This is a genomic window from Burkholderia sp. DN3021 (assembly GCF_049805555.1).
Taxonomy (GTDB): domain Bacteria; phylum Pseudomonadota; class Gammaproteobacteria; order Burkholderiales; family Burkholderiaceae; genus Burkholderia; species Burkholderia pyrrocinia_C.
This window is the reverse complement of record NZ_JBNCAB010000011.1, coordinates 24,026-50,305: the sequence shown is the minus strand read 5'-3', so window position 1 is coordinate 50,305 and position 26,280 is coordinate 24,026. Positions and strand designations below refer to the sequence as shown.

Annotated in this window: 22 protein-coding genes; 11 read left to right on the top strand and 11 right to left on the bottom strand. The window is 67.7% G+C overall.

The genetic code is table 11. The features are described 5' to 3' along the window. Positions 1-26 precede the first annotated feature (26 nt). The 4 genes from ACPUER_RS08520 to ACPUER_RS08505 all read left to right on the top strand — a co-directional run bounded on the left by ACPUER_RS08520 (position 27) and on the right by ACPUER_RS08505 (position 4,798). The gene (locus ACPUER_RS08520; RefSeq protein ID WP_425130846.1) at positions 27-1,079 is read left to right on the top strand and encodes a porin; all 1,053 of its coding nucleotides are present in this window, start codon (positions 27-29) and stop codon (positions 1,077-1,079) included. Positions 1,080-1,089: 10 nt separating this feature from the next. Beyond that, positions 1,090-2,412, top strand: coding sequence for an MFS transporter (locus tag ACPUER_RS08515; protein ID WP_175959984.1), 1,323 nt, complete (start codon positions 1,090-1,092; stop codon positions 2,410-2,412). A 37-nt stretch (positions 2,413-2,449) separates the two neighbouring features. After that, the gene (locus ACPUER_RS08510; protein ID WP_425130845.1) at positions 2,450-3,604 is read left to right on the top strand and encodes an acyl-CoA dehydrogenase family protein; all 1,155 of its coding nucleotides are present in this window, start codon (positions 2,450-2,452) and stop codon (positions 3,602-3,604) included. Positions 3,605-3,859: 255 nt separating this feature from the next. After that, positions 3,860-4,798: an alpha/beta hydrolase gene (locus ACPUER_RS08505; protein ID WP_425130844.1), complete on the top strand. Its 939-nt coding sequence runs from the start codon at positions 3,860-3,862 to the stop codon at positions 4,796-4,798. A 57-nt stretch (positions 4,799-4,855) separates the two neighbouring features. Here the strand turns inward: ACPUER_RS08505 and prpF are convergent, their stop codons facing one another. The 4 genes from prpF to prpB form a co-directional block, all read right to left on the bottom strand. Further along, a complete protein-coding gene (gene prpF / locus ACPUER_RS08500) occupies positions 4,856-6,049 on the bottom strand; it encodes a 2-methylaconitate cis-trans isomerase PrpF (RefSeq protein WP_425130843.1) in 1,194 nt (397 codons plus the stop codon). A 24-nt stretch (positions 6,050-6,073) separates the two neighbouring features. Beyond that, positions 6,074-8,668 (bottom strand): Fe/S-dependent 2-methylisocitrate dehydratase AcnD, encoded by a 2,595-nt coding sequence (gene acnD / locus ACPUER_RS08495; RefSeq protein ID WP_425130842.1) that lies wholly within the window; start codon positions 8,666-8,668, stop codon positions 6,074-6,076. A gap of 81 nt (positions 8,669-8,749) precedes the next feature. Further along, positions 8,750-9,922: a bifunctional 2-methylcitrate synthase/citrate synthase gene (gene prpC, locus ACPUER_RS08490; RefSeq protein WP_175959979.1), complete on the bottom strand. Its 1,173-nt coding sequence runs from the start codon at positions 9,920-9,922 to the stop codon at positions 8,750-8,752. 156 nt (positions 9,923-10,078) lie between these two features. Continuing rightward, entirely contained in the window at positions 10,079-10,972 is an 894-nt protein-coding gene (prpB, locus tag ACPUER_RS08485; protein WP_425130841.1) for a methylisocitrate lyase, read from the bottom strand. 170 nt (positions 10,973-11,142) lie between these two features. Between prpB and prpR the strand changes: the two genes are divergently transcribed. After that, complete coding sequence (gene prpR / locus ACPUER_RS08480; protein WP_072440073.1) at positions 11,143-13,131, top strand: propionate catabolism operon regulatory protein PrpR; 1,989 nt, start codon at positions 11,143-11,145, stop codon at positions 13,129-13,131. A 48-nt stretch (positions 13,132-13,179) separates the two neighbouring features. On the opposite strand, the gene ACPUER_RS08475 is transcribed toward prpR, so the two are convergent. Then, the gene (locus ACPUER_RS08475; protein ID WP_310136704.1) at positions 13,180-13,824 is read right to left on the bottom strand and encodes an ABATE domain-containing protein; all 645 of its coding nucleotides are present in this window, start codon (positions 13,822-13,824) and stop codon (positions 13,180-13,182) included. 102 nt (positions 13,825-13,926) lie between these two features. Here ACPUER_RS08475 and ACPUER_RS08470 point away from each other — a divergent pair, with 102 nt between their 5' ends. After that, on the top strand, positions 13,927-14,310 hold the full coding sequence (locus ACPUER_RS08470) for a VOC family protein (RefSeq protein ID WP_072440069.1): 384 nt from the start codon (positions 13,927-13,929) through the stop codon (positions 14,308-14,310). Positions 14,311-14,451: 141 nt separating this feature from the next. Here ACPUER_RS08470 and ACPUER_RS08465 read toward each other — a convergent pair whose 3' ends face one another. Next, on the bottom strand, positions 14,452-15,300 hold the full coding sequence (locus ACPUER_RS08465; RefSeq protein ID WP_175959974.1) for an ureidoglycolate lyase: 849 nt from the start codon (positions 15,298-15,300) through the stop codon (positions 14,452-14,454). Positions 15,301-15,963: 663 nt separating this feature from the next. Here ACPUER_RS08465 and ACPUER_RS08460 point away from each other — a divergent pair. Then, positions 15,964-16,785 (top strand): IclR family transcriptional regulator, encoded by an 822-nt coding sequence (locus ACPUER_RS08460; protein ID WP_425130840.1) that lies wholly within the window; start codon positions 15,964-15,966, stop codon positions 16,783-16,785. Between the two features lie 171 nt (positions 16,786-16,956). Continuing rightward, positions 16,957-17,508 (top strand): hypothetical protein, encoded by a 552-nt coding sequence (locus ACPUER_RS08455; protein WP_034181621.1) that lies wholly within the window; start codon positions 16,957-16,959, stop codon positions 17,506-17,508. Between the two features lie 652 nt (positions 17,509-18,160). On the opposite strand, the gene ACPUER_RS08450 is transcribed toward ACPUER_RS08455, so the two are convergent. Continuing rightward, positions 18,161-20,518 (bottom strand): GNAT family N-acetyltransferase, encoded by a 2,358-nt coding sequence (locus ACPUER_RS08450; RefSeq protein WP_310136707.1) that lies wholly within the window; start codon positions 20,516-20,518, stop codon positions 18,161-18,163. 153 nt (positions 20,519-20,671) lie between these two features. Between ACPUER_RS08450 and ACPUER_RS08445 the strand changes: the two genes are divergently transcribed. Further along, on the top strand, positions 20,672-20,797 hold the full coding sequence (locus ACPUER_RS08445; protein ID WP_425130839.1) for a hypothetical protein: 126 nt from the start codon (positions 20,672-20,674) through the stop codon (positions 20,795-20,797). Positions 20,798-21,111: 314 nt separating this feature from the next. Here the strand turns inward: ACPUER_RS08445 and ACPUER_RS08440 are convergent, their stop codons facing one another. The 4 genes from ACPUER_RS08440 to ACPUER_RS08425 all read right to left on the bottom strand — a co-directional run bounded on the left by ACPUER_RS08440 (position 21,112) and on the right by ACPUER_RS08425 (position 23,912). Next, entirely contained in the window at positions 21,112-21,414 is a 303-nt protein-coding gene (locus ACPUER_RS08440; RefSeq protein ID WP_034181619.1) for an H-NS family nucleoid-associated regulatory protein, read from the bottom strand. 103 nt (positions 21,415-21,517) lie between these two features. Continuing rightward, positions 21,518-21,790 (bottom strand): hypothetical protein, encoded by a 273-nt coding sequence (locus ACPUER_RS08435; RefSeq protein WP_081938468.1) that lies wholly within the window; start codon positions 21,788-21,790, stop codon positions 21,518-21,520. Between the two features lie 61 nt (positions 21,791-21,851). Next, the gene (locus ACPUER_RS08430; RefSeq protein WP_310136709.1) at positions 21,852-22,379 is read right to left on the bottom strand and encodes a BON domain-containing protein; all 528 of its coding nucleotides are present in this window, start codon (positions 22,377-22,379) and stop codon (positions 21,852-21,854) included. A gap of 54 nt (positions 22,380-22,433) precedes the next feature. Beyond that, positions 22,434-23,912, bottom strand: coding sequence for a sigma-54 interaction domain-containing protein (locus ACPUER_RS08425; RefSeq protein ID WP_175959970.1), 1,479 nt, complete (start codon positions 23,910-23,912; stop codon positions 22,434-22,436). A gap of 317 nt (positions 23,913-24,229) precedes the next feature. Here ACPUER_RS08425 and ACPUER_RS08420 point away from each other — a divergent pair, with 317 nt between their 5' ends. Next, positions 24,230-25,633, top strand: coding sequence for a GntP family permease (locus ACPUER_RS08420; RefSeq protein ID WP_175959969.1), 1,404 nt, complete (start codon positions 24,230-24,232; stop codon positions 25,631-25,633). 379 nt (positions 25,634-26,012) lie between these two features. Beyond that, positions 26,013-26,264 carry a DUF4148 domain-containing protein gene (locus tag ACPUER_RS08415; protein ID WP_111020388.1) on the top strand — a complete coding sequence of 84 codons (252 nt, stop codon included), beginning with the start codon at positions 26,013-26,015 and terminating at the stop codon, positions 26,262-26,264. Positions 26,265-26,280: the final 16 nt, after the last annotated feature.

Sequence of the window (26,280 nt, the reverse complement as noted above, 5' to 3'; positions counted from 1 at the left end):
AAAAAACATGGAACGGAGACATCTTCATGCAACGGAAAGCATTCCTGGTCGGCGCCTGCGTGCTGTGCGCGTCGCCAGCGCACGCGTCGTCGGTCACGCTGTACGGGATCGTCGACAGCTACGTCGAATTCGATCGCATCGGCAGCCTGTCGAGCGTGCGGCAGAGCGGCGGCGGATCGTCGACAAGCCGCATCGGGTTGACGGGCGTCGAGGATCTCGGCGGCGGCACGTCGACGAAGTTCGTGCTGGAAAGCGGCTTCTCGCCGGCCGACGGATCGTTCCAGGGCGGCACGCTGTTCTACCGGCAGGCATACGTATCGCTGCAGAACACGCGCTACGGCGACCTCCGGCTCGGCCGGCAATACACGCCGTCGTTCTACGTCGTATACGAAGGCGATCCGTTCGGACTCAACGAGCGAATGTCGCCGCTCGCGCTGCTCGCGACGTCGACGGATACGATCACGAGCAACACGACGCCGCCGATTCCGCGCTTCAACCAGGCGGCGTCGTATCTCAGCCCCGACTGGAACGGCCTGCGCGTGATGGCCACGTACGGCTTTCCGACACCGAACGCGCTGTCCATGCAGGCCGGGCGCAACTATGGCGCCGGGCTTCAGTACCGGATCGGCGGGCTCTATCTCGGCGCGGGCTTCCAGGGCGACGTGTCGGCCGGCAACCTGTCGCCCGTCGTCTACCCGTCGACGACCCGCCACTACGTGTTCGCGGCCAACTATGCGTTCGCGCGCGTCAAGCTGTACGCCGCGTTTCTCCATGGCGCCAGCACGGCGCCGAACCTGCCCGCGTTCTCGACCGCGAGCGTCGGCGCATCGATCAATGTCGGCGCGCTCGATCGCGTGCTCGTGTCGGTCGTGCGCCGCGACGTGAAGGGCTCGGCGAACGACGCGACCGCGCTCGGCGTCGGGTACGACCATCCGCTGTCGAAGCGGACTTCGCTCTACGCACGCTATCTCTACATGAAGAACGGCGGCGACGCGCGCAACACGGTCGTCGCCGGCCGGCAGCCGCAACCGGGCGGCACCGAGCAGGTGCTCGCGCTCGGCATCGTTCACCGCTTCTGACGGAGTGCCCATGACCCCGACCCTTTCCACCCACCCGGCCGCCGTCGACGATGGCGCGACGCAGGCGCTCTACCGCCGGATCTCGCGCCGGCTGCTGCCGTTCCTGATCCTCTGCTACACGCTGTCGTTCATCGACCGGATCAACATCGGCTTCGCGCACGCGCAGATGGCTGCCGAGCTGCACTTCTCCGATGCCGTCTACGGGCTCGGCGCCGGCATCTTCTTCATCGGCTACATGGCGTTCGAGATTCCGAGCAACGCGTTACTCGTGCGGATCGGCGCGCGCAGGACGATCGCACGAATCATGGTGCTGTGGGGGCTCGGTTCGGCCGCGACGATGTTCGTCACGACGCCCGCGCAGTTCTACGCGTGCCGGTTCCTGCTGGGCGTGTTCGAGGCCGGCTTCTTCCCCGGCATCCTGTTCTATCTCGGCGCGTGGTATCCGCCGAAGCAGCGCGCGAAGGCGTTCGCGCTCTTCATGACGGCGCTGTACCTCGCGGGGCTGATCGCCGGACCCGTGTCGGGCGCGATCCTCACGCTCTTCGACGGTGCAGCCGGCCTGAGCGGCTGGCAATGGCTGTTTCTCGTGGAGGGGCTGCCGAGCAGCGCGATCGGCATCGTTGCGCTGCGGTTTCTCGACGACCGGCCGGACGACGCACGCTGGCTGTCGGATGCCGACAAGGCCGCACTGCGCGCCGCACACGTGCATGCCGAAGCCGGCACGCCGGATGCGGACGCGGCGCGGCCGCTGGTCGCGCACCGCGATTTCTGGCTGCTGTGCGCGGCCAATTTTGCGATCGCGGCCGCTGGCTACGCGCTCGTGTTCTGGATGCCCGTGATCCTGCATCGCGGCGGCCTGCACGGCGCGATGCAGATCGGGCTGCTGTCCGCGCTGCCCTATCTGTGCGGCATCGTCGGCATGCTCGGGATGGGCTGGCGCACCGAGCGCCGGCGCGAATGGCGCGGGCACGGCGCGGTCGCGATGCTCGCCTGCGCGGCGGCACTCGCCGGGCTGGCGAGCGTCGACGGCACGCCGCACCTGATGATCGCGCTCTGCATCGCGGTCGCCGCGCACGCCGCGGCGCTGCCCGCGTTCTGGGTGCTGCCGGGGCTCGCGCTGCCCAAACGCTCGATGGCGGTCGCGATCGCGGCGATCACGATGTCCGGCGCGATCGGCGGGTTCGCGAGCCCGTTCCTGATGGGCGTGCTCAACACGGTCACCGGATCGATGCGCGGCGGACTCTATTTCAACGCGGCACTGCTCGCGGCCGGCTGCGTGGCGCTGCTCGGCACGCTGCGCGCGCGGGCTGCGCCGCTTCCAGCCGCGCGCTGACCGCGCCGGTTTCCTTCACTCACTCATCGATCAGCACATGAACTTCGAACTCGAACTCGAACACCGGATGATCAAGGACCTCGTCGCGCGCTTCGTGAACGACGAACTGATTCCGCTCGAAGCCGCCGCGATGGCGCGGGAAGCCGATGGTCAGCGCTTCGCGCTGCTCCCCGACGAGCACGCGCGGCTCGACGAACGCTCGCGACAGCTCGGCCTGTGGGGGCTCGACGCACCGCTCGACGCCGGCGGCTCCGACCTGTCGGCCGTCGCGATGGTCGGCGTGAACGAAGCGATCGGCACGACCGTGACGCCGTACGTGCTGCCGCCCGATTCGCCGAACCTGAGGATGCTGTGCGACTCGGCCGACGACGCGCAGCGCGCCCGCTATCTCGACCCTTATGCGCGCGGCGTCACGCACTCCGCGATGGCCATCTCCGAACCGGGCGCCGGCTCGGACCCGGGCGCGCTGTCGACGACGGCCGAGCGCGATGGCGACGGCTGGGTGCTGAACGGGCGCAAGATCTGGATCAGCCACGCGAGCGAAGCCGACTGGACGATCGTGATGGCGCTGACGGACCGCAGCAAGGGCAAGCGCGGCGGCATCTCGGCCTTCATCGTCGAGCGCGATACGCCGGGCTTCATCATCGAACGCCGGATTCCGATGATCGGCGGGCTGTCCACCTACGAGATCGTGCTGGAAAACTGCCGCCTGCCCGCCACGCAACTGCTCGGCCGGGAAGGCGAAGGCTTCGTGCCGATGCAGGGGCGGCTGTCGAACCGGCGGCTGGAGATGGCGGCCTGGTGCATCGGTCGCGCCGAGCGCGCGGTCGCGCTGCTGTGCGAATACGCGAAGCAGCGCACGACCTTCGGGGTGCCGCTCGCGGAGCGCCAGGCAGTCCAGTGGTGGGTGGCCGATGCGCTGACCCGCATCCACGCGTGCCGCCTGATGACCTACGAAGCAGCCGCGCGGGTGGATGCCGGGCAGGATGCGCGCACGCAGATCTCGATGGTCAAGGTATTCGCGACCGAAATGGCGTGGACCGTCATCGATCACGCGATGCAGACGCTCGGCGCGATGGGCATGACGAAGGAACTGCCGTTGCAACAGATGGCGAGCGAAGCGCGGCTGATGCGAATCTTCGAGGGCCCGAGCGAGGTGCACCGCTGGGTCGTCGCACGCAGCGTGCTGTAGGCGTCCGCGCTGCGCGGGCCGCGCACGACGCATCACGACAACGATGTCGCACCGGTCGGCGCCGCCGCGGGAACTTGCGCGTCGACGGCAATGTCAGCCCACTGTCGTGCCGCACATGACACCCGCCCGGCGGCACCGCCCGCCTGCTGCGGCATGCCGGAAGGACATGATCGCGGCGGCCTGCCGGCCTCCGAGCCCCGCTGCGGCGACACCGGTTCGTCCGTTATCGCCGCCACCCAATCACGGAGCAACCACTTGGATACCCTGCATCTCGTCGATTCCGAAATCCGCCCGCTGCTCGACGTGTGGCCGACCGTCACGCTCAGCGCCGACAACCTCGCGCAGGCGCGCGAGCGCGTGCTGCCGCTGCCGCCGCCGGACCCGGCCGGCAGCACGCTCGAGCGCCGCGCCGTCCCCGGCCCCGCCGGCGCGCCGGACGTCCCGCTCCACATCTACACGCCCGACGACACCGCGCGACCACTCCCGGCGATCGTCCACATGCACGGCGGCGGCTACGTGCGCGGCGCGGCGAAGGACCTGGAGGCCATTCATCGCCAGGCAGTCAAACAGCTCGGCTGCGTGCTGATCTCGATCGACTACCGCCTCGCGCCGGAAACGGTGTTCCCCGGTGCGATCGAGGATTGCTACGCGGGCCTCGCGTGGACCTTCCGCCATGCCGACACGCTCGGCATCGACCCGGCGCGCATCGGCGTAACGGGCGAAAGCGCGGGCGGCGGGCTGGCCGCCGCGCTGGCGCTGCTGGCGCGCGATCGCGGCGAATACCGGCTCGCGTTCCAGCACCTGATCTACCCGATGCTCGACGACCGCACCTGCACGCGTACGCCGCATCCGCATGCCGGCGAGTTCGTCTGGCACGCGGCCAACAACCGGTTCGGCTGGACGTCGCTGCTCGGCCACGCGCCAGGCCTCGACGGCGTGTCGCCGTATGCCGCCGCCGCGCGCGCGGACAAGCTCGACGGCCTGCCGCCGACGTTCCTGTCGATCGGCTCGCTCGACCTGTTCCTCGAAGAAAACCTCGACTATGCGCGGCGGCTGCTCCGCGCCGGCGTGCCGACCGAACTGCACGTGCTCCCCGGCGGCGTGCACGGTTTCGACATCGTGCCCGACGCGCGACTCTCCGAAGCGGCACGCCGCCTCAGCCGCGACGCGCTGCGCCGGTTCCTGCACGGCTAGCCGAAACGACGCGGGCGGCCGAAGCCGCCCGCGCATCCCGGTCGAACGACGGAAACGTCAGAACGCGTCGCCCGGCACCCGCACCCAGCCCTCCATCAGCACGCGCGCACTGCGGCTCATGATCGCCTTCGTGACGGTCCACTCGCCATTCTCCTGCTGCTGCGCTTCCGCGCCGACGCGCAGCGTGCCCGACGGATGTCCGAAGCGCACCGCGTTGCGTTCGCCGCCGCCCGCCGCCAGATTGACGAGCGTGCCGGGGATCGCCGCGGCCGTGCCGATCGCGACCGCCGCCGTGCCCATCATCGCGTGGTGCAGCTTGCCCATCGACATCGCGCGCACCAGCAGGTCGACGTCGCCCGCGTTCACGCGCTTGCCGCTCGATGCGACGTAATCGGCCGGCTTCGCGACGAACGCGATCTTCGGCGTGTGCTGCCGCGTCGCGATTTCGTCGAGCGTATCGATCAGCCCCATGCGCAGCGCGCCGTGCGCGCGGATCGTCTCGAACTTCTCGAGCGCCTTCGCGTCGCCGTTGATCGCGTCCTGCAACTCGGTGCCCGTATAGCCGATCGCGTCGGCCTCGACGAAGATCGTCGGGATTCCCGCGTTGATCATCGTCGCCTTCAGCGTGCCGACGCCCGGCACCGCGAGATCGTCGATGAGGTTGCCGGTCGGGAACATCGACCCGCCCACACCCTCTTCCTCGGCGGCCGGGTCCATGAATTCGAGCTGCACTTCGGCGGCCGGGAACGTGACGCCGTCCAGCTCGAAGTCGCCCGTCTCCTGCACCGCGCCGTTCGTGACCGGCACGTGCGCGACGATCGTCTTGCCGATGTTCGCCTGCCAGATCCGCACGGTCGCGATGCCGTCGCGCGGCACGCGCGCGGGATCGACGAGCCCGCCGCCGATCGCGAACGGGCCGACCGCCGCCGACAGGTTGCCGCAGTTGCCGGTCCAGTCGACGAACGCCTTGTCGATCGCGACCTGCCCGAACAGGTAGTCGACGTCGTGGCCGGGCCGCGTGCTCTTCGACACGATCACCGTCTTGCTGGTGGACGACGTCGCGCCGCCCATCCCGTCGATCTGCTTGCCGTACGGATCGGGGCTGCCGATCACGCGCAGCAGCAGCGCGTCGCGCGCGGCGCCCGGCGCCTGCGCCGCGTCGGGCAGGTCCTGCAGCCGGAAGAACACGCCCTTGCTGGTGCCGCCGCGGATATAGGTCGCGGGAATCCTGATTTGAGGAATGTGAGCCATGTCTGTGTTCTCGATGTAACCCCGTCACGCCGCCTGCGACGATTCGAGGAAGTCCTGCGCGAAGCGCTGCAGCACGCCGCCGGCCTCGTAGATCGACACTTCCTCGGCCGTATCGAGCCGGCACGTCATCGGCACCTCGACGCGCTCGCCGTTCCTGCGGTGAATCACGAGCGTCAGGTCGGCGCGCGGCGTGCGCTCGCCGATCACGTCGAAGGTCTCGGTGCCGTCGATGCCGAGCGTCGTCCGGTTCGTGCCGGGCTTGAACTCGAGCGGCAGCACGCCCATCCCGATCAGGTTGGTGCGGTGGATCCGCTCGAAGCCTTCGGCGGCGATCGCCTCGACGCCCGCGAGCCGCACGCCCTTCGCGGCCCAGTCGCGCGACGAGCCCTGGCCGTAGTCGGCGCCGGCGACGACGATCAGCGGCTGCTTGCGATTCATGTACGTCTCGATCGCTTCCCACATCCGCATGACCTTGCCTTCCGGCTCGACGCGCGCGAGCGAGCCCTTCCTCACCGCGCCGTCGACCACCGCCATCTCGTTGATCAGCGTCGGGTTCGCGAAGGTCGCGCGCTGCGCGGTCAGGTGGTCGCCCCGGTGCGTCGCGTACGAGTTGAAGTCTTCTTCCGGCAGGCCCATCTTCGCGAGGTATTCGCCGGCCGCGCTGTTCGCGAGGATCGCGTTCGACGGCGACAGGTGGTCGGTCGTGATGTTGTCGCCGAGCACCGCGAGCGGGCGCATGCCCTGCAGCGTGCGTTCGCCGGCAAGCGCGCCTTCCCAGTACGGCGGACGGCGAATGTACGTGCTCTGCGGCCGCCAGTCGTACAGCGGCGCCGCGCGCTCGCCCGCATCGGCGCTGCGCGCGAACATCGGCTCGTAGACCTTGCGGAACTGCTCGGGCTTCACGCTCGACGCGACGATCGCATCGATCTCCTCGTCGCTCGGCCAGATGTCCTTCAGCGTGACGGGCTTGCCGTCCTGGTCGTGGCCGAGCGCGTCCTTCTCGATGTCGAAGCGGATCGTGCCGGCGATCGCATACGCGACGACGAGCGGCGGCGACGCGAGGAACGCCTGCTTCGCATACGGGTGGATGCGGCCGTCGAAGTTGCGGTTGCCGGACAGCACGGCCGTCGCGTACAGGTCGCGATCGACGATCTCCTGCTGGATCTTCGGGTCGAGCGCGCCCGACATCCCGTTGCAGGTCGTGCACGCGAACGCGACGATGCCGAAGCCGAGCTTCTCGAGTTCCGGCAGCAGCTTCGCCTCTTCCAGATACAGCTCGACCGCCTTCGAACCGGGCGCGAGCGAGCTCTTCACCCACGGCTTGCGCGTCAGGCCCTTCGCGTTCGCATTGCGCGCGAGCAAGGCCGCCGCGATCACGTTGCGCGGGTTGCTGGTGTTCGTGCAGCTCGTGATCGCGGCGATGATCACCGCGCCGTCGGGCATCTCGCCCGCCTTTTCTTCCCACTGGCCGGCGATCCCGCGCGCGGCGAGATCGGACGTCGGCAGCCGCTTGTGCGGGTTCGACGGGCCGGCCATGTTACGCACGACGCTCGACAGGTCGAACGTCAGCGTGCGCTCGTACTGCGCATTGTCCAGCGTATCGGCCCACAGGCCCGCCGCCCTCGCATAGGTCTCGACGAGCTTCACCTGCTCGTCGCTGCGGCCGGTGAGGCGCAGGTAGTCGGTCGTCTGGCCGTCGATGAAGAACATCGCGGCCGTCGCACCGTATTCGGGCGCCATGTTCGAGATCGTCGCGCGATCGCCGAGCGTGAGGCTCGCGGCTCCCGCACCGCGAAATTCCAGGTACGCGCCGACCACCTTTTCCTTGCGCAGGAACTCGGTCAGCGCGAGCACGATGTCGGTCGCAGTGATGCCGGGCTGGCGCTTGCCGGTCAGTTCGACGCCGACGATGTCCGGCAGGCGCATCCACGACGCGCGGCCGAGCATCACGTTCTCGGCTTCCAGGCCGCCTACGCCGATCGCGATCACGCCGAGCGCGTCGACGTGCGGCGTGTGGCTGTCGGTGCCGACGCAGGTGTCCGGATACGCGACGCCGTCGTGCGCCTGGATCACCGGCGACATTTTCTCGAGGTTGATCTGGTGCATGATGCCGTTGCCCGGCGGGATCACGTCGACGTTCTCGAACGCCTTCTTCGTCCACTCGATGAAGTGGAAGCGATCCTCGTTGCGGCGATCCTCGATCGCGCGGTTCTTCGCGAACGCGTCCGGATCGAAGCCGCCGCATTCGACGGCGAGCGAGTGATCGACGATCAGTTGCACGGGCACGACCGGGTTCACCTTCGCCGGATCGCCGCCGCCGTCGGCGATCGCGTCGCGCAGGCCGGCGAGATCGACGAGCGCCGTCTGCCCGAGGATGTCGTGGCACACGACGCGCGCCGGGAACCACGGAAAATCGCGTTCGCGCTTGCGCTCGATGATCTGCTTCAGCGACTCGGCGAGGATCGCCGGATCGCAGCGGCGCACGAGGTTTTCGGCGAGCACGCGCGACGTGTACGGCAGCGTGTCGTACGCGCCGGGCGCGATCGCGTCGACCGCGGCACGCGCGTCGAAATAATCCAGCGACGTGCCGGGCAGGGGTTTGCGGTTGGCGGTATTCATGATGTGGGGGGATACCTGGGTATGGCGTTCAGCGCGCGCCGGCCGCCCGCGTTGCGGGGGCCGGCGCCCGCTGCGGGAGAGTCAGCGCTTCTCGATCGGCACGAACTGCAGGTCTTCCGGGCCCGTATAGTTCGCACTCGGGCGGATGATCTTGTTGTCGATGCGCTGCTCGATGATGTGCGCGCTCCAGCCCGACGTGCGCGAGATCACGAACAGCGGCGTGAACATCTCGGTCGGCACGCCCATCATGTGATACGACACCGCGCTGAACCAGTCGAGGTTCGGGAACATCTTCTTCGCGTCCCACATCACCGATTCGAGGCGCTCGGCGATGTTGTACAGCTTCGTGTCGCCCGCTTCCTTCGACAGCTTGTACGCGACGCCCTTGATCACCTTGTTGCGCGGATCGGAGATCGTGTAGACCGGGTGGCCGAAGCCGATCACGACTTCCTTGTTCTCGACGCGGCGGCGGATGTCCGCTTCGGCGTCGTCCGGCGAGCTGTAGCGGCTCTGGATTTCATACGCGACTTCGTTCGCGCCGCCGTGCTTCGGCCCGCGCAGCGCGCCGATCGCGCCGGTGATCGCCGAGTAGATGTCCGAGCCCGTACCCGCGATCACGCGGCCCGTGAACGTCGACGCGTTGAATTCGTGCTCCGCGTACAGGATCAGCGACGTGTGCATCGCCTCGACCCACGACTTCGACGGCGTCTTGCCGTGCAGCAGGTGCAGGAAGTGGCCGCCGATCGAATCGTCGTCGGTTTCCGTCTCGATGCGCTTGCCGTTGTGCGAGAAGTGATACCAGTACAGCAGCATCGAGCCGAGCGACGCCATCAGGCGGTCGGCGATGTCGCGCGCGCCCGGCAGGTTGTGATCGTCCTTCTCCGGCAGCACGGTACCGAGCACCGACACGCCCGTGCGCATCACGTCCATCGGGTGCGCGGACGCCGGGATCTGCTCGAGCGCCGCCTTCAGCGCGCTCGGCAGGCCGCGCAGCGCGCGCAGCTTGGTCTTGTACGCGGCCAGTTCGGTCAGGTTCGGCAGCGTGCCGTGCACGAGCAGGTGCGCGATTTCCTCGAATTCGCACGACTCGGCGACGTCGAGAATGTCGTAGCCGCGGTAGTGCAGGTCGTTGCCGGTCTTGCCGACCGTGCACAGCGCCGTGTTGCCGGCCGTCACGCCCGACAGCGCCACCGACTTCTTCGGCTTGAATGCGCCTGCGGCGGCCGGTGCTGCTGCGTCTTTCGTCTCGCTCATGTTTCCGTTCTCCAATATGTAGCGTGTCGACCGGACTTGGCGCTTTAGCGCCTAGTCCGGTCCCATGCAAAGCTGTCGACCGGACTTGGCGCTTCAGCGCCTAGTGCGGTCCCATGCAAAGCTTCCCGGGAATCGTGTCCCGGCGCGCGGGCCGCGTTACTTCTTGCCCTGCGCGAACAGTTCGTCGAGCTTGCGCTCGTATTCGTGATAGCCGAGGAAGTCGTACAGCTCGGCGCGCGTCTGCATCGTCGGCACGGCCGCCTTCTGCGTGCCGTCGCGGCGCAGCGTCTCGTAGAAGTTCAGCGCGGCCTTGTTCATCGCGCGATACGCGCCGCAGCAGTACAGCGCGATGTCGACGTTCGCCTCGCGCAGTTCGTCGAGCGTGAACAGCGGCGTCGAGCCGAACTCGGTCAGGTTCGCGAGGATCGGCACCTTCACGGCCGCCTTGAAACGGTGGTAGTCATCGAGCGTCTTCATCGCTTCCGGGAAGATCATGTCGGCGCCGGCTTCGACGTACGCGACCGCGCGCTCGATCGCCGCGTCGATCCCTTCGGCGGCGGCAGCATCGGTGCGCGCCATGATCACGAACTGATCGTCGGTGCGCGCATCGACCGCGGCCTTGATGCGATCGACCATTTCGTCGGCCGGCACGACTTCCTTGCCCGGACGATGGCCGCAGCGCTTCTGGCCGACCTGATCCTCGAGATGCACGGCCGCAACGCCGGCCTTGATGAACGAGCGGACCGTGCGCGCGATGTTGAATGCGCCGCCCCAGCCCGTATCGATGTCGACGAGCAGCGGCAGATCGGTCGCGTTGGTGATCCGGTTCGCGTCGATCAGCACGTCTTCCATCGTGCTGATGCCGAGGTCGGGGATCCCGAGCGAGTTCGCGGCGACGCCGCCGCCCGACAGGTACACCGCCTTGAAGCCGACGGCCTGCGCCATCTTGGCCGCGTACGCGGTGATCGCGCCGACCACCTGCAGCGGCTGCTCGGCCGCGACTGCCGCGCGGAATTTCGCGCCGGCGCTCTGAAGATGCGTGTTGCTCATGAACGGCCTCCTGAAGGAATGCCCGATAACAGCAAGGACCGGGCCAGCTCGCGAAACATCGCTAACCCACTGATTCTTAAGCAACCGGCGCGGGCGATGCAGTGCCCGGCGATTTCAATTCGGCAATTTCGTGTTTCAAAAATGAAATCCCGCGCGCATAATCGATCGCCATGGACCTCTCCTCGACCAAGCCCGTCGGCCCGGCCGATCGCGCGGCGCGCCCGCGCATCTGGGCGATGGGCATCAGCCGCCTGCGCGACTTCTTTCGCGAGATCGCCGGCGAATTCGACGAACGCGCCGACGTGCGCATCGTGACGCGCGCGTATGAGGATGCGCTCAGCGCGATCGCCGAGGCCGGCGCCGCGCGACCCGACGTGATCGTCGCGGCCGGCTCGAACGGCGCCTTCCTGAAGACGCGTGCACAGGTGCCGGTCGTGGTCGTGTCGCCGACCGGCTTCGACGTGATGCAGGCGCTCGCGCGCGCCCGGCGCGATGCGTCGCGGATCGCGCTCGTCAGCGCCGGGGAAACGCCGCCCGAAGTGCGCCGCTTCGTCGCCGCGTACGGCCTTGACGTGCAGTTTGCGTCATATCAGTCTGCGCAGGAAGCGGAAGCCTGCGTGCACGACCTGCGCGACCGCGGCATCGAGACGATCGTCGGCCCCGGCCTCGTCACCGACCTCGCGGCCAGTGCCGGCATGGGCGCGGTGTTCCTGTATTCGCATGCGTCGGTGCGCAAGGCCGTCGATACGGCGCTCGAAGTCGCGTATGCGACGCACGCCGAGGCATTCCGCCGCCAGCGGCTCGACAATCTGCTGCAACACCTGCGCGACGGCGTGGTCGCGCTCGACGCGCGCGGCCGCGTCGAGGCGATCAACGAGCGGCTCGCGTCGGCGCTCGGGGTCGAACCCGCGGCGGCCGTCGGCCGCGCGCTCGTCGACCTGCGGCCCGAGCTGCGCACGCTGCGCGGCGAGGACGGCGACGCGCTCGCGACCGTGCGCGGCGTGCGCTACGTCGTGCATCGCGGGCCGCTCGTCGATCGCGGCGTCACGTCGGGCAGCGTGCTGACGTTCCAGGAATCGCGCGCGGTCGAACGGCTCGATCGCGCGCTGCGTTCGCAGCCGACCACCCAGCAGTTCGCGGCGCGCTATGCGCTCGACGACGTGATCGGCGCATCGGCGCCGATGGCGCGCGTGCGCGACCTCGTGCGCCGCTACGCGAAATCCGACGCGACCGTGCTCGTGCTCGGCGAAAGCGGCACCGGCAAGGAAATGATCGCGCAAAGCCTGCACGCGCTGTCCGCGCGGCGCAGCTACCCGTTCGTCGCGGTCAATTGCGGCGCGTTTCCGGAAGCGCTGCTCGAGAGCGAGCTGTTCGGCTATGAGGAAGGCGCGTTCACCGGCGCGCGGCGCGGCGGCAAGACCGGCCTGTTCGAGGCCGCGCACCGCGGCACGCTGTTTCTCGACGAGATCGGCGAAATGCCGTCGTCGCTGCAGAGCCGGCTGCTGCGCGTGCTGCAGGAGCGCGAGGTGATCCGCCTTGGCTCGACCGAGCCGATCCGCATCGACGTGCGTGTGATCGCCGCGACGCATCGTCCGCTGCTCGCGGCCGTCGAGGCCGGCACGTTCCGCGCGGATCTCTATTACCGGCTCAACATCCTGAACGTCGGCCTGCCGCCGCTGCGCGAGCGCGCGGCCGACATTCCCGCGCTCGCGGCGACGCTGCTCGTGCAGGCCGCGCGGCGCGAGCCGCGCCTCGCCGAACGCCTGCGCGATGCCGGCGACGCCGCGCGCGTGCTCGGCGCGACGCAGGCAACGCTCGCGCGCTACCGGTGGCCCGGCAACGTGCGGGAACTGCAGAACGTGATCGAGCGGGTCGCGGTGGAACTCGCCGAGGAAGCCGACGAAATCGATCCGGCCGCCGCGTGCGCCGCGCTCGATCCCGACGCGCTGCAGGCGATCGCGCCCGAGCTGTTCGCGGCGCCGCCCGACGCGGCCGGCGCCGACGCCGATGACGCGCAAACGCTGCACGCGCGCCGCCGCCGCGCGGAAGCCGACGAGATCCGCGCGGTGCTCGACGCGTGCGGCGGCGACCGCGACCGCGCATGCGCGATGCTCGGCATCAGCAAGACGACGCTGTGGCGGAAGTTGTCGGCGAAGTAGGAAGGTTCGGGTTCGACGCGCTCGTAGGCGCATGCCTGAACGGGCTCGTCAGTCGGCCTTGTGATAGTGGCGGTATGCCTTCGCGCGATTGCCGCACGACGACATCGAGCACCAGCGGCGGCTGCCGTTCTTGCTGTCGTCGATGAACAGCCACTGGCATGCGTCGTTCGCGCATCGCTTGACCTTCGCGAGCCGCGCGCCGCCGAGCAGGTCGATCGCCGACCACAGCACCGGGCTCAGCAACCCCGCGAGCGTTGCTCCAGCGTCCCCGATCCGCCACGCATAACCGCCGTCGACACGCGCCAGCGCGACGCGCGGCGACGCTTCCGCCAGGAAGCCGCCGAGCAGCGCGAGATCGTCGGCCTGCGGCTCGCGCCGTTCGGCCTGCGCATGAAAGAGCCGATACAACGCCTCGCGCAATGCGAGCGCACGCGCGAGCATCGCCGGCTCGCCTTCCTCCCCATCGCGCACGCGGCACCGGTCGGCCAGGCCGGCCGGCACGCCGGCCTGCTCACGGCACCACGACAGCAGGTCGTCCATCGTGCCGAAGGTTTCCGTCGGCGCCTCGCTGCCACGCCAGTACAGCGTGTTGGCGAAATCGATACTCAGGGTTTCGGGCGGCGCCGGAATCAGGCAGTCCATCGTGACGGAAGGTTGCGTATCGCTCATGACGCCATCGTATCTAACCACCATGCCGGTTGACAAGCGTCCGGACGCTTTCTAACATAACCAGCATGGTGGTTAAAACAAAGTTTGCTGCACTGACGTCCCCCCTTCAGTTCAAGGAGCCAACAGATGATCGATCACCTTTCCTTCGGCGTCGCCCACATCGGCCGCAGCCGCGCGTTCTACGACAGCACGCTCGGCGCGCTCGGCTACAAGCGGCTGTATAGCGACGACGGATCCATCGGGTACGGCACGACCGAACCGGAGCTGTGGTTGCAGCACGCTGCCCGCCCCGTCGCCGCCGATCCCGAATCGGGGCTGCACCTGTCGTTCAAGGCCGCTTCGCCCGTCGAGGTCGACGCGTTCTACCGCGCCGCGCTCGAGCACGGCGGCCAGGACAACGGCGGGCCCGGCAAGCGCGAACACTACGGCCCCGGCTACTACGCGGCGTTCGTCGTCGATCCCGACGGGTATCGGCTGGAAGCGCATTGCGAACTCGGCAACGTCGTGTGATCGAGCCCGCGTACGCCGCGTACAAACGGCAAGGGCCCAATTCCGCGTTGCGCGGAATCGGGCCCCTGGTTTTGACGCGTCAGCGTCCGGTTTCCGGCGACCGACTGCAGCGGTCGCTCGACGGGATCGCGGCTCGTGCGGTTACAGTGCGCCGCGCGTGTGCTGCAACTGCTCGCCGAGCCCTTCGATCCCCAGGCGCACCCTCTGGCCGGCCTTCAGGAAAATCGGCGACGGCTTGATGCCCATGCCGACGCCCGGCGGCGTGCCGGTCGTGATCACGTCGCCCGGCTGCAGCGTCATGCAACTCGACAGATAAGCAATCAACTGCGCGACGGTGAACACCATCGTGCGCGTGTTGCCGTTCTGATAACGGTGGCCGTCGACTTCGAGCCACAGGTCGAGACGCTGCGGATCGGGCACCTCGTCGCGCGTCACAAGCCACGGACCGATCGGGCCGAACGTGTCGAAGCCCTTGCCCTTGTCCCACTGGCCGCCGCGCTCGATCTGCCATTCGCGTTCGGACACGTCGTTGACGACGCAATAGCCCGCGACGTAATCGAGCGCGCTCGCTTCGTCGACGTCCTTGCACCGCGCGCCGATCACGACGCCCAGTTCGACTTCCCAGTCGGTCTTGACCGAACCCTTCGGGATGTCGATGCCGTCGTTCGGGCCGCAGATCGAACTCGTCCACTTGCCGAACACGACCGGTTCCTTCGGCACCGGCATGCCGGCTTCGGCCGCGTGATCGGCATAGTTCAGGCCGATGCCGATGAACTTGCCGACGTGCCCGACGCACGCGCCGATGCGCGGCTCGCCGGACACGAGCGGCAGCGTGGCCGGATCGATCGCGCGCAGCCGCGCGAGACCCGCGTCGGACAGCACATCGCCGGCAAGATCCGGCACGTGCGCGGACAGGTCGCGAATCCGGCCGTCCGCGTCGAGAATACCGGGCTTTTCCTGGCCGGACGGGCCATAGCGAAGCAGTTTCATCGTGGTCAACCTCTGTTGTCGAATGGGATAGGATACCCGCCGACGCGGCCATTCGCGGCCGCGCGCCGGACTGATTGTCGATCGTCGATTACACGCGTCGGCGCCGCATCCGGCCTGCCGTCGACGCGCGAGGGTCGCGCGGGCGCAGCGATCGCGGCGCCGCACGGAAGCACGGCGCGCATCGAACGGGCGGCCGCCGGTCTGCGCATCGGCGACGACGGCCCGGCACCCGCGACGCGTGCCGGCCAATGCCGGCCGACTTCACGCGCGGCCGCACCGTCGCGGGCCCGCACGCCTTTGTACCATCGGCCGCGCACCGTGAAATGGCGCGCGGCGGATACCGACTATTGGTGCGCCTGCAGACACTGCGGCGCAACATTGGACGCGCCAACGCAAAGCGATCCGCCGCGCATGTCGCCGTTGCCTGCCATCGGCGCATGAATACTGGCTATTCGGGGTGCCCCTGTCATCGAAAACGTTTGCCAATCCGTTCTTGTTCAGTAACGATCGGTAAAAAGACGCTGAATTGCACACTATATGTTTATTGTTAAGCTCGGACGAATGGCTTTCGTCGCCATATGCGGGGCCGACTTGTGCGCGTGCAGAACCGGCCAGCGTGCGTCGCCAACCGATCGACGGTAATCCCCCAACCTCACACTAAAAATGCAAACAACCAACGACCCGCTTCCCGGCCGCGACGCACGGGAATCGATGGCCGCAATCGATCGCTATCGCGCACCCGCGCTCGACAAGGGCCTCGACATTCTCGAACTCCTGTCCGAGCAGAAGGAAGGACTCACTCGCACCGAAATCACGAAGGAACTCGGCCGCAACGCGAGCGAAATCTACCGGATGCTCGAACGCCTCGTCGCACGCCGCTACGTGATGCGCTCGACCGGCGGCGACCGCTACACGCTCAGCCTCAAGCTGTTCGCGCTCGCGCACCGGCATCCGCCGATGAACCGGCTGATCGCCGAGGCTTTGCCGCCGATGCAGCGCTTCGCCGATGCCGCCGAACAGTCGTGCCACCTGTCGGTCTACGATCGCGGCAACCTGCTCGTGATCGCGCAGGTCGACGGGCCCGGCCCGTGGGGCGTGTCGGTCCGGCTCGGCTCGCGCGTCGGGCTCGCCGATACGGCGTCGGGGCGCGTGATGCTGTCGTTCCAGGGCGCCGAGCAGCGCGCGCACATGCTGGCCGAGCATCGCAAGGTCAGGGGCGACGCGCCGCTGAACGAGCAGGAACTCGCGCATGCGTGCCAGTCCATCCGGCAGTCCGGCTATCTGCGCCAGGACAGCCGCCAGGCATACGGCGTGACCGACCTGACCGCACCGATCCTCGGGCCGTCCGGCCATGCGATCGCGGTACTGAGCTGCCCGTACATGCGCCGGATCGATACGCACACGGCGCCGTCCGTCGACGTCGCCGTCGAAGGGCTGCGCGACACGGCCGCCCACCTGTCGATGGGCCGCATCGAGGCCTGCTGACGCGCGGGTTCAACGAAGCGCACCGGGCCGGCGCAGTTGCGCCGGCCCGGCCGCGCATGACACCTGTGCAGTGCACGATCGACGGTGCCATATCGTGCGCTCCCGGCGCTACGCTAGAATAGCGGCCCTCTCAAAAACTACGGCGGCCGGCTGTCGCGGCCGTCGTGTCCGATGGATGTCATGGCCAAACTTCTGAACGATCAAGAATTCCAGCGTTTCTCCGAACTTCAGCAGAAGCAGGCAAGCTTCACGATCACGCCCGAGGAGGCGGACGAGCTGCGCGATATCGTCGCGCGCGCGCAGAAGAAGCGCGACGATCGTGCCGCCGCGATGCAGGCGATCGAGAACTACATCGAGCAGTTCGACATCACGCCCGACGAGCTCTTCTCGCCCGAGCAGATCGGCGACGCGGCCCGCACCTACGGGCTCATCACGGCGACCAAGAAGGAACGCACGCTGCCGCCGTCGATCACGTTCAACGGCAAGCCGTACCAGTGGACCAAGACGCTTCCGGACGACGTGCGCGGCGCGCTGTTCGAAGCATTCACGTCCGGCGAGTCGGTCAAGCGCTTCATCGCGATGCCGAAGGACACCGCGCGTTGCGCGCTGACGATCGCCCGCCTCGAGCGCGAAACCGGCGCCGTCTATGCGGATCCGCACCTCGAGGAACTCGCGATTTCGCGCGACCAGGTGAACGACGCGGCGTCGAAACTCGCTGCCTGAATCTGATCGCGGGCACGATTCATGCGTGCCCGCACCCGTGTGTGACGCCGGCATTGGCCGGCGCCGCGCTCGCGGGAGCAGTGCATCCGCATGCTCCCGAAAAGTCTCACCCTGGTGTCCTGCAAACGCTCACCAACAGCTCCCGAAAAAACTCACCCCAGGCTCCTGGAGACGCTCACCAAAGTCTCCCGAATGTGCTCACCGACATCTCCCGCAGCCCCTCACCAACGTGTCCCGGAAAGGCTCACCAGCGCCTCCCGCAGGTGCTCACCGGCCGTTCCCGGGAAGGCTCACCGAACGCTCCCGTATCGGCTCACCACGCTTCCCCGGAAAAGCTCACTCGCGGCTCCCGAAAAGTCTCACCTTTGCGGTGATTCCGAATTGGCGAGGCCGGAACGCGGTTGCGAATGCGCGTGAACGCATGGGGTGAAACGGCCGTGCGGAGCCGATAGTGCGGCACACAGAAAACGCCTCCGGACGCTATGCGTGTGTCGATATCGACGTAGCGAACGAGCCCGATACATTTGGGCGTTTCGTACAAGATGCCGGCTCAAATGTTTTGCACCTCTGAATGAAAACAGGCGCAACACGGTGAAGGATCGGCGCCATCGACTGCAAGCGATCGCGCCGCGCTTCACGCAGCCGAAGGATGCTACGGCTGCAACTTCATCCTGAAACCCACGACGCCCGGCTCCTCCGTCGTCGACACCTCAAAACCGCACGACTTCGCGAGCGAGATCATCGCCGAGTTCTCGCGCAGCGCCTCGCCGATCATCCATGCGGTTCCGCGCGAGCGTGCGTAGTCGATGATGCGGTTCATCAGCAGCCGGCCGAGCCCCTTGCCCTTCTGATCAGGCCGCACCGCGATCGCGAACTCCGCCGTCTCGTTGTCGGGATCGGCGACCGCGCGCACGACCGCCAGCGTATGGTCGCGCCCCGACACATCGGTGTACGACACGATGAGGGCCATCTCACGGTCGTAGTCGATCTGCGTCATGCGCGCCACCTGCGAATGATCGAAGCCGCGCACCGCGCCGAAGAAACGCATCCGCAGATCGTCCGGCGTCATCGCGCCGAGCAGTTCGTTATGCGCGGTCTCGTCTTCCGGACGGATCGGACGGATCGTCACCGTCTCGCCGCGCCACTCGAGCGTCTGCTCGAGGTGGCGCGGATACGGCATGATCGCAAGCCGGCTGCGCCCCGCGGCCAGCGTGATGCGCGGCGCGATCACCTGCGAGCGATCGGACAACACACGCAGCGTGACGGACATCGCGACGACTTCGCGCACGTCGCAGACGACCTGCGACAGCGCCGTCAACGCGTCGAGCGTCGGCTCGACGGGCGTACGGCGCGCGTACGGCGAGCGCTCCATCACCGCGCGGGCGAGCACGGTGTTCAGCGGCGGCAGGCCGTAGACGACGAATGGCGCCGACACGCCGTCCGCAGGCGGCACGGCATAGCGAAACACCGGACCGAAGTTCGAATCGTCGTACATGTCGACCGTGACATCGACGACTTTCGCACCGGCCGGCTCGCCCGCCTGCTCGCCTTGCAGGCCGAAATGGGACAGCCAGCGCAGCGCGGCTTCGCCGGCCAGTTCATGCTGGCCGGCTTCGACCATCCGGCGCGCGTCGGCCTGTGCGGACGCAACGCACTCGGCCGGCTGCAGCGGCGTGCCCTCGGGCGTCTGCATCAGCAGTTGCCGCCCGAGGTTGTAGTCGACGAGACGCGCATACGCGCGCGCGAGCCGCTGCGGTGTCGTGTGTACGGGAATGCCGTTCGCGTGCAGCGCATCGCGCGTCGCCGCGTCGACCGCGCCGAAGAAACATGCGAGGATGCCGCGCTGCGCATACTGCCGCGATTCGATCAGCGTGCGCGCAACCGAATCGGCCGGCGCGCTGTGGGACGTCGAATGGACGACGAACAGCGTGCCCGTTTGCGGGAACGGCGCGAGCGCCTTGATCGCCGCGGCGAAGTGCTCGGGGCGCGCGTCGTCGCCCAGCGTCAGCGGATTGCCGGGCGCAGCCAGATGCGGCAGCGCGGCCGACACGGCCGAGGTTGCAGCCGGCGACCAGCCGGACAGCACGTCGCGCACCTCGGCGACCGCATCGACCGCCAGTTTCGCGACACCCGCATCGCTCGTCACGAGCGTCGCCGCGCCGCGCGCCGTGACACGGCCGACACCGAGCGTCTCGATCTCGTCGAGCAGATCGTCGAGCGCATCGACGCGCACCATCCCCGCGCGCTGGAACGCCGCCGTATAGAGCGCGTCGCCGGGATCGGCGCGCCCGGTGCGCAACGCGAGCACCGGCTTGTTGCGTGCGGCCGCACGTGCGGCCGACATGAACTTGCGCGCGGCGCGCACGGTATCGAGTTCGAGCAGGATCGCGCGCGTGCCGGGATCGCTCGCCAGATAGTCGAGCACGTCGCCCGCATCGACGTCGGACTCGCTGCCGAGTGCGACGACATGCGAAAAGCCGAGGCCCCGCGCATCGGCCCAGCCGAGCGCCGCGTTCGTCAGCGCATTCGATTGCGACACCCACGCGACGCCGCCCGAGCGCGCCGTATAGGCCGGCGCGCCGAAATGCGCATGCCGTGCGGGCGACAGCACGCCGAGGCTGCCGGGCCCGACGATACGGAGCACGAACGGCTTCGCCGCCTTCAGCGTGCGATCGAGTGCGGTGCGATCGGCATCCGTGCGCGCCTCACCGACGATCACCGCGACGCGCGTGCCGAGTTCGCCGAGCTTGCGCACGATGCCGGCCCAGGTCGCGGGCGGCGTGCAGATCACGGCTACCGACGGCGGCGCGGGCAGCCGGTCGACGTCGGAGACGACCGTATGCCCGTTCAGCTCGCGATATTTCGGATTGACGGGCCACACGGGCCCGTCGAACGCACCGTCGAGCACGCGCGACCACACCATCGCGCCGATACTGCCCGCGCGCGACGACGCGCCGACGACCGCAACGGACTTGGGCTGGAACAACGCATCGAGATGGCGAACGGTCACATCGGCTCCCTGCGGTAACGAAAGACGGCCCGAGCGGCATACGGCACGGACAGGCCGCGCGCCGCTCGATGCGAACCCCAAGCATAGGCGAAGCGCATGCGGCTGCCTATATGCCGAACGGCCGACTACCCGACGAACGTCAACGCTCGCACCATGGATCTGCAACACAAGCGCGACGCGACATCGCCGCAAGCCGCAAGCCGCAAGCCGCAAGCCGCAAGCAACATGGCGCGACGCTGCCGCTTCCTCAAAGGTGAGGATTTACAGGAGCCATGGTGAGTATCTTCGGGAATTGCACGGCACAACGCGCAAACACGCGAAAGGTGATGGAAATCCGCGGCAGGCGGGCACCGCGGAAATGGCGAATGCCAATGCGCATGCACTGCGCAATTGCACGGTTGTTTACCGGAATTCACCGCGATAAGCAGCCGAATCGCGGCGAATTCGCAAAACGTGATCCGTTAATCGTGCGGCATTGCACTGCAATTCATCAGCCGGAATCGCACGGCGACGGCGCAAAAACAAAACGGTGCAACGGCCGCATGGCCGTTCGCACCGTCAGTCAACCCACGAAAGGTGAGGATTTTCGGGAGTCAGTCCTTGATCAGAAAACGTGCGCGATTCTTGCCGAGCCACGCCGGCGCGCGCCCGCGGCCACTCCAGGTTTCGCCCGTCTTCGGATTCAGGTATTTCGGCGGCAACGTGCGCTTCGGCTTCGAGGTAGCGGCGGCGCCGGTACCTACCGGACGAAAACCGAGCTCTTCCGGCGTGATGTCGTATTCGTCGATTTTCGCGCGGATATCGGCAATCGCGTCGGCAATCGCCTTTTCGCGTTCCTTGTCGATCTTTTGCTGAAGTCGTTCGAGCTGCGCGGTCAGTTGCCTGTAGGTCGCCATATGGATGGGACTCCGTGAGTGTTATTCGTGAAAAATAGACGACTCCAAGCAAACAGAAAAGCGCTTCGCCCGATCGCGGTCTCCTCGGCCGGTCATTTCGCGATCAATAACCGCTTTTCTTCTTGCATGCGAAGAGAAGATTTCGCACGGTGTCATCAGTCGATTGCTGGATCACTTCGAAATCCCCGTTGCACATGGCCCGGGCATTGTCCGTGCAATTGCTCCAGCCGCTGCCGGTGCATTGCACCTGCGTGGTCGGGCGCCCGTCCGAAGTGAACAGCGGCGCGCTGCCACCGCACCCGCCGAGCCCTGCAACCAGAGCCAACAACCCGGCCACCCGAGGCCACCGACAGACCGACGCAAGCATGTGTTTCATTATTCTTCCCGTCAACCATTTTTTGAATGTCGCGAGTATGCCATGCGCGGCCCTTCCGTCGTCAGTTCGGCGTGCGGCCCGGTTGCCCGCGCGCCTTGTACGGCAAGCTCCGGCGCGGATCGTCGGTGATGCGAACGAACACCTGCTCGACGTCCGGAAGCGCCTCGAGTTCGCGTTGCAGCGCCTGCCGATCGAACGCCGTATCCGCGCATCCTTCGACATAGATGAAACGCCGCTGCACGGTGATCCACAGGCTCGTACCGTGCAGGCGATCGGAGCCTGCGAAGTGCGCCTTCGCGGCATCGGCGATCGGCGCGTCATACATATACGAATTCGGTTTCGTGCAGCGATGCGCGAGCCAGCAGGTGGTACCGCGTTCGGCGCGGTAATGCGCGTCGTCCGCCATCTCGGCGCGGGTCATCCACGGGCCGAGCGGCAGCGGGCATTCGGCCAGGTCCTGCGACAGCGCGATGAACGGATCGTTGTACCAGTTGCGTCGCGCCTCGGGCGCGTCCGCGTCGCCGGACTGCGCGAGCGCGGAGGTTGCCAGCAACAGGGTCAGCCAACCTGCGATACCGATCCGCTTCATCGTGCTCTCCTGTTCGATGCTTCAACTCCGGCCGCATCGGCGCCGCCGATCGGCCTACCGGTCGATGCCCAGCGCCGCCAGCTTCTTGTACAGCGTCGCGCGGCCGATCCCGATGTGCGCGGCGGCTTCCACGACCTTGCCGTCACAGGCCGCCAGCGCGTCGATCAGGAACTGGCGCTCCCACGCCGCCAATGCATCGGCATACGAAGCGACCGGCGCACCGGATGCACCGGACGCGCCCCGCTCGACCGGCGCTGCGGCAACACGCTGCGCCGGCGATGCGCCGTCCGCCGATATGCGTACCGGCCCGAGGAACGGCGCGAGCGCACGCGCATCGATCACCGAACGGTCCGACAGCATCAGTGCGCGTTCGAGCGTATTGCGCAACTCGCGCACGTTGCCCGGCCACGGATACGCACACAGCATCCGCAGCGCGTCGTCGGTCAGCTCGCAGTGCGCGGCGCGTCCGTGCTGCGCGGCCAGTTCCTCGAGCGTCGCGTATACGAGCGCCGCGATGTCGGACGCCCGCTCGCGCAGCGGCGGTGCGTGGATCGTCAGCACGTTGAGCCGGTAATAGAGATCCGCGCGAAAACGCCCGGCCTCCACGAGCGCCGGCAGGTCGGCCGACGTCGCGGCAATGATCCGGACGTCCGCGCGCACGATCCGGTTCGAGCCGACCGGCTCGAACTCCTTGTCCTGCAGCACGCGCAGCAGCTTGCCCTGCAATGGCAACGGCATGTCGCCGATCTCGTCGAGAAACAGCGTGCCGCGATCGGCCAGCTCGAACTTGCCGACGCGCCCCTTGCGGTCGGCGCCCGTGTACGCACCGGGCGCCGCGCCGAAGAATTCGGTTTCGAGCAGCGTGTCGGGAATCGCGGCGACGTTGACGGTCACGAGCGGCTGGAGCGCACGCGCCGAAGCCGCGTGGATCGCGTGCGCGAGCAGCTCCTTGCCGGTGCCCGTCTCGCCGAGCAGCAGCACCGGCGAATCGACCTGCGCGGCCCGCCGCGCCTGGCGCTTGGTTTCGAGGCTCGCGGCACTCGTGCCGACGAAGCTCGCGAACGTGTATTTCGCGCGGCGCGCCTGTGCGAGCGAGCGCTGCGTCGCGATCAGCTGCTGCTGAAGCTGCACGTAGCGGGAAAAGATCGGCGTAAGCGTCTTCAACTGGTCGAACAGCGCGAAGCCGATCGCGCCGACCGTCTCGCCGGCCTCGTTCTTCAGCGGCAGGCGCGTGACGACGAGCGGCTCGCGGCCCGTCTCCATGATGTCGAGCAGGATCGGCTGCCCGGTCGATACGACCTCGCGCATCAGGCTGTTCGGGATCACGGCCTCGCAGTCGAGGCCGACGGCCTGCTGCGGATCGGCGAAACCGAAGCGCGCCGCGTAACGCTCGTTCATCCACACGACGCGCGCGTCGCGATCGACGACCACCGTGCCCGCACTCGAATCCTCGAAGGTCCGGAACAGCGACTCGGCGGCGCGCCGCAGCACGTCGCCGTAGTTGACGGGCAGGCGGGCCCAGTCGTTCATCATCGTGTCTTCGTCTCCATGTATTTTCGACCGAATGTCTCCGGAACGAGACGGATTATCTCACTCTGGAGACACGCCACAACGGGTTGTCCGGGAAAGCCCTGCCCGATTTCACGAGCTGGCTGGATGGCCATAACGTCTCCGGATGGAGACGTTTTCTGTAGAATCGTCAGACATGGACCGGCGCGGGCCCGCCGGTCTCCGCCGGACCCATGTCCGGCGGCGCAATCCGGCCGATGGCACGAAACCTGCACGAACCTGAGCCGGTCCGCGGCACGTCGCGAGATCGAACAACTATCAAAGCCATTAGGAGACTCCCCTTGTCTTTCGTGATCGTCCTCGCCGCGCTGGCGTTCCTGATGTATGCCGCGTATCGCGGCTACAGCGTGATCCTGTTCGCGCCGATCGCCGCGCTCGGCGCGGTGCTCCTGACCGAACCCGCCGCCGTCGCACCGGTCTTCTCCGGCATCTTCATGGAGAAGATGGTCGGCTTCGTCAAACTGTATTTCCCGGTATTCATGCTCGGCGCGGTGTTCGGCAAGGTGATCGAACTGTCCGGGTTCTCCGAATCGATCGTCCATGCGGCGATCCGCTACATCGGCCGCTCGCGCGCGAATGCGGTGATCGTCGCGGTGTGCGCGCTGCTCACCTATGGCGGCGTGTCGCTGTTCGTCGTGGTGTTCGCGGTCTATCCGTTCGCGGCCGAACTCTATCGCCAGAGCAACATTCCGAAGCGGCTGATGCCCGGCGCGATCGCGCTCGGCGCGTTCTCGTTCACGATGGATTCGCTGCCCGGCACGCCGCAGATCCAGAACATCATCCCGACCACGTTCTTCAAGACGACCGCATGGGCCGCGCCCGCGCTCGGCACGATCGGCTCGCTGTTCATCGTCGTCGTCGGCCTCTCTTATCTGGAATGGCGCCGCCGCTCGGCGATGGCGAAGGGCGAAGGCTACGGCACGTCGCTCGTCAACGAGCCGGAACGCGTCGAGGCGACGTCGCTGCCGCACCCGGCGCTCGCGATCCTGCCGCTGATCCTCGTCGGCGTGTCGAACTTCCTGTTCACGAAGCTGATCCCGCAGTGGTACGGCGCCGCGTCGTATACGGTCGCGCCGGACGTGCTGCCGGGCGTGCACACGCCGGTGACGACGTCGATCAAGACCGTCGTCGCGATCTGGTCGGTCGAGGCCGCGCTGCTGCTCGGCATCGTGCTGGTCGTGCTGACCGCGTTCAATCGCGTCAGCGACCGCTTCGCGGCCGGCTCGAAAGCCGCCGTCGGCGGCGCACTGCTCGCCGCGATGAACACCGCGTCGGAATACGGCTTCGGCGGCGTGATCGCCGCGCTGCCGGGCTTCCTGGTCGTCGGCGATGCGCTGAAGAGCATCCCGAACCCGCTCGTCAACGCGGCCGTGTCGGTCAGCTCGCTCGCCGGCATCACGGGCTCGGCGTCGGGCGGCATGAGCATCGCGCTGGCCGCGATGTCGGACCTGTTCATCAAGGGCGCGCAGGCAGCCAACATTCCGATGGACGTGCTGCACCGGGTCGTCGCGATGGCGAGCGGCGGCATGGACACGCTGCCGCACAACGGCGCGGTCATCACGCTGCTCGCCGTCACGGGCCTCACGCACCGCGAGTCGTATCGCGACATCTTCGCGGTCACCATCATCAAGACGCTCGCGGTGTTCTTCGTGATCGCGGTGTACTACACGACGGGGCTCGTGTAAGTGCCTGCATGAGGCGGCGTTCCGTACGCCGCCTCCCGGCCTGCCGCATCATCGCGGCCGGCCTCGTCGAGCCCGAACCGCGTTACTCGATCGGACCGCATGCGAACCGGAACGGATTCCGGAGTTCGCATGCGGTCCGATTTCATTTCCCCGCTCGCCGGAACCGGTCGGCTCCGCACCGCCGCGCGGCTCGCGTGGCGCCTCGCCCGCCACCCGGCATCGCCCGCCACCGCCTGCCCATTGTTACCCGCAGCAAAACACTGCGTTGGGCGCGATCGCATTTTTCGCGCGCCCGCCCCGGCCTACACTGGTTTCAACGTCGCCCGGCGCTTCGACGAACGAAGCGCGGCGAATCATCGAAATCCTGGAGGTCCCGATCATGAAGCGCCTGATCCAAGCCGTTGCCATTGCCCTGGCCGTATCGGCCCCGCTCGCCGCGCAAGCGCAGTCGAACCAGCCGCTGACGCGCGCGCAGGTCCACGCCGAAGTGAAGGCGCTCAAGCAGGCCGGCTTCCAGTCGAGCGACTGGTTCTATCCGGCCAGCATCGTTTCCGCCGAAGCGAAGATTGCCCGTCAGCACGACGCCGGATACGGCAGCGATCGCGGCGCGTCGTCGGAGTCGGGCCGGTAATCTACCGTCCGGCCCG